The organism is Micromonospora acroterricola (assembly GCF_003172955.1).
GTDB classification, from domain to species: Bacteria; Actinomycetota; Actinomycetes; order Mycobacteriales; family Micromonosporaceae; genus Micromonospora; species Micromonospora acroterricola.
Map to the genome: position 1 here is coordinate 1 of NZ_QGKR01000214.1, position 2,842 is coordinate 2,842.

Consider the following 2,842-nt stretch of genomic DNA (forward strand, 5'->3'; position numbering starts at 1 on the left):
CGGCCAGGGAGTCCCCGCGTTCCTCGTCACTCATCCCGCTCACCCTCCGTCGTTCGCGTCCCGTCCGGTCCCCCGGCCTCCCCCACCGGCGCCGAATCCGCCGGCACGGCATCCGGTTCATCCGACGGCCCCGGTTCCGGGGCGGCCGCCACGACCGACTCCGGCTCCGCCGGGGTGCCGGCGTACTCGTCGACGTGCAGCTCGGTGTCGCCGTCGGCCGGGCCGGTCCAGCGCACGGTCAGCTCCTCCAGGGCCTGCTCCTGCACGAAGGCCACCAGACCCTCCCGGTACAGCTCCAGCAGCGCCAGGAACCGGGCCACCACCTCCAGGGTGGCCTCGCAGTCGGCGCAGAGCAGCGAGAACGTGGCCGTGCCCGCCCGGCGCAGCCGGGCGGCGAGGATCGCCGCGTGCTCCCGGACGCTGACCCGGACCATGTGCACGTGGGCGATGGAGACCTCCGGCACCGGCTTCGGGGTCATCGCCCTCACGGCCAGCTTCAGCAGCCGCTGCGGGCCGATGCCGAGCACCAGGTCGGGCAGCGCCTCGGCGTAGCGGGGCTCCAGGCTCACCGCCCGCGGGTAACGCCGACCGCCGACCGCCTCCAGTTCGGCGATGTGCGCCGCCGCCTCCTTGTACGCCTTGTACTGCAACAACCGGGCGAAGAGCAGGTCCCGTGCCTCCAGCAGGGCGAGGTCCGCCTCGTCCTCCACCTCGGCGGCGGGCAGCAGCCGGGCCGCCTTCAGGTCCAGCAGGGTCGCGGCGATCAGGAGGAACTCGCTGGCCTCGTCCAGGTCCCAGCTGTCGCCCATGGCCCGGATGTAGGCGATGAACTCGTCGGTGACCTTGTGCAGGGCCACCTCGGTGACGTCGAGCTTGTGCTTGCCGATCAGTTGCAGCAGCAGATCGAACGGGCCGGTGAAGTTCGCCAGCCGGACGGTGAAGCCGGAGGTCTCGGGGGCGGGCAGCACGCCGTCGACCTCGGCGGCCAGCTCGGCGGCGACCGCCGGGGCGGTGGCCTCGTGCGGCCCGGCCGGCGGGTCGAGGGGTGGCGCGGTCACCGGACGACCGTAGTGCACGAGGCGGGCACCGGGAGTTCCGGCTACCGCTCCGACTGGGCGGCGATCACCTCGCGGGCCAGCTGACGGTAGTTGCGTGCCCCGGAGGACGCCGGGTCCATCGTGGTGATCGGCGCACCGGCCACGGTGGACTCGGGGAACTTCACCGTCTTGGTGATGACCGTCTGGTAGACCTTGTCGCCGAACGCCTCCACCACCCGCTGCAGCACCTGACGGCAGTGCGTGGTGCGGCTGTCGTACATGGTGGCGAGGATGCCCTCGAGCTCCAGGTCGAAGTTGAGCCGCTCGCGCACCTTGTCGATGGTGTCCAGCAGCAGCGCCACACCGCGCAGGCTGAAGAACTCGCACTCGAGCGGGATGAGCACGCCGTGCGCGACGGTCAGCGCGTTGATCGCCAGCAGGCCGAGCGAGGGCTGGCAGTCGATCAGGATGTAGTCGTACTCCTTGCGGACCGAGCGCAGCACCCGGGCCAGGGCCATCTCCCGGGCCACCTCGTTGACGAGCTGGATCTCGGCGGCGGAGAGGTCGATGTTGGCCGGCAGCAGGTGCAGGCCCGCGACGTCGGTCTTGATCAGGACGTCCTCGGCGGCCACGTCGTCCTGCATGAGCAGGTTGTAGACGGACAGGTCGAGGTTGTGCGGGTTGACCCCCAGCCCCACCGAGAGCGCGCCCTGCGGGTCGAAGTCGACCAGCAGCACCTTGCGGCCGTACTCGGCCAGCGCCGCGCCCAGGTTGATGGTGGTGGTGGTCTTGCCGACGCCGCCCTTCTGGTTGGCCATCGCGATGATGCGCGCCGGGCCGTGCCGATCGGTGGGCATCGGCTCGGGGATCGGCTTGCGCATCGTGTAGGCCGCCGGATCAGCCGGACCCAGGTCCGCGCCGAGCGTGGCCTGCTGCTCGCGGAGCTCCGACGTCCAGGTCTCGGCACGGTCACCGTTGCCAGCCATGTCCTCGTTGCCCCCTCCCGACGACCCACCCGGCGTCGGAGCCGTCCGACGTCCTTCGCGGCGCCGCTGCGCACCCCGGTCGTGTCGCCCCAGGAGGTCCGCGCCGATGCCGACTGTACGCCACCGACCAGCAGGGGGTTCGCCACCGGCCCGGCGTGTCGGGACCGACCCCGACCGGGCTCAGCCCCGGGCGCGTGGATGGGCGGTGGCGTACACCTCGCGCAGCCGCTCGACGGTCACCAGGGTGTAGACCTGGGTGGTGGTCACCGAGGCGTGGCCGAGCAACTCCTGGACCACCCGCACGTCGGCGCCGCCGTCGAGCAGGTGGGTGGCGTAGGAGTGGCGCAGGGTGTGTGGGGAGACCGCGGCGGGACCGTCGACGGGCAACCCGGCCCGGCCGGCGGCGCGGCGCAGGATCGCCCAGGCGCCCTGCCGGGACAGCGCGCCGCCACGGGCGTTGAGGAACACCGCCGGGGTGCCCCGACCGGCGGCGGCGAGCCCGGGCCGGGCCCGGACCAGGTACGCGCGCACAGCCTCGACGGCGTACCCGCCGATCGGCACCAGCCGCACCCGGCCGCCCTTGCCGCGCAGCAGCACGGTGCCCTCGTCGGCGTCGAGGTCGTCCACGGCGGCGCCGACCGCCTCGGAGATCCGCGCGCCGGTGCCGTACAGGAATTCCAGCAGCGCCCGGTCGCGCAGCGCGAGCGGCGCGCCGTCGCCGGTCGCGGTGACCGGGCCGGCGGTCTCCAGCAGCCGGACCACGTCGTCGACGGGCAGCGCACGGGGCAGCCGGCGCGGTCACCGCGACCGGCGACGGCG

The 2,842-nt window shown here is 73.3% G+C and carries 2 protein-coding genes and 1 pseudogene; all 3 read right to left on the reverse strand.

The features are described 5' to 3' along the window. Window positions 1–26: 26 nt before the first annotated feature. Window positions 27–1,058: a segregation and condensation protein A gene (locus tag DKT68_RS18185; RefSeq protein ID WP_109818609.1), complete on the reverse strand. Its 1,032-nt coding sequence runs from the start codon at window positions 1,056–1,058 to the stop codon at window positions 27–29. A 41-nt stretch (window positions 1,059–1,099) separates the two neighbouring features. Next, on the reverse strand, window positions 1,100–2,023 hold the full coding sequence (locus DKT68_RS18190; RefSeq protein ID WP_109818608.1) for a ParA family protein: 924 nt from the start codon (window positions 2,021–2,023) through the stop codon (window positions 1,100–1,102). A gap of 180 nt (window positions 2,024–2,203) precedes the next feature. Then, a pseudogene (locus DKT68_RS18195) lies at window positions 2,204–2,821 on the reverse strand (tyrosine-type recombinase/integrase); the annotation flags it as partial. Window positions 2,822–2,842: the final 21 nt, after the last annotated feature.

What these genes read in the sequence shown, in the direction of transcription:
- DKT68_RS18190 (WP_109818608.1), bottom strand. Translation starts at nt 2,023, where the DNA reads ATGGCTGGCAACGGTGACCGTGCCGAGACCTGGACGTCGGAGCTCCGC.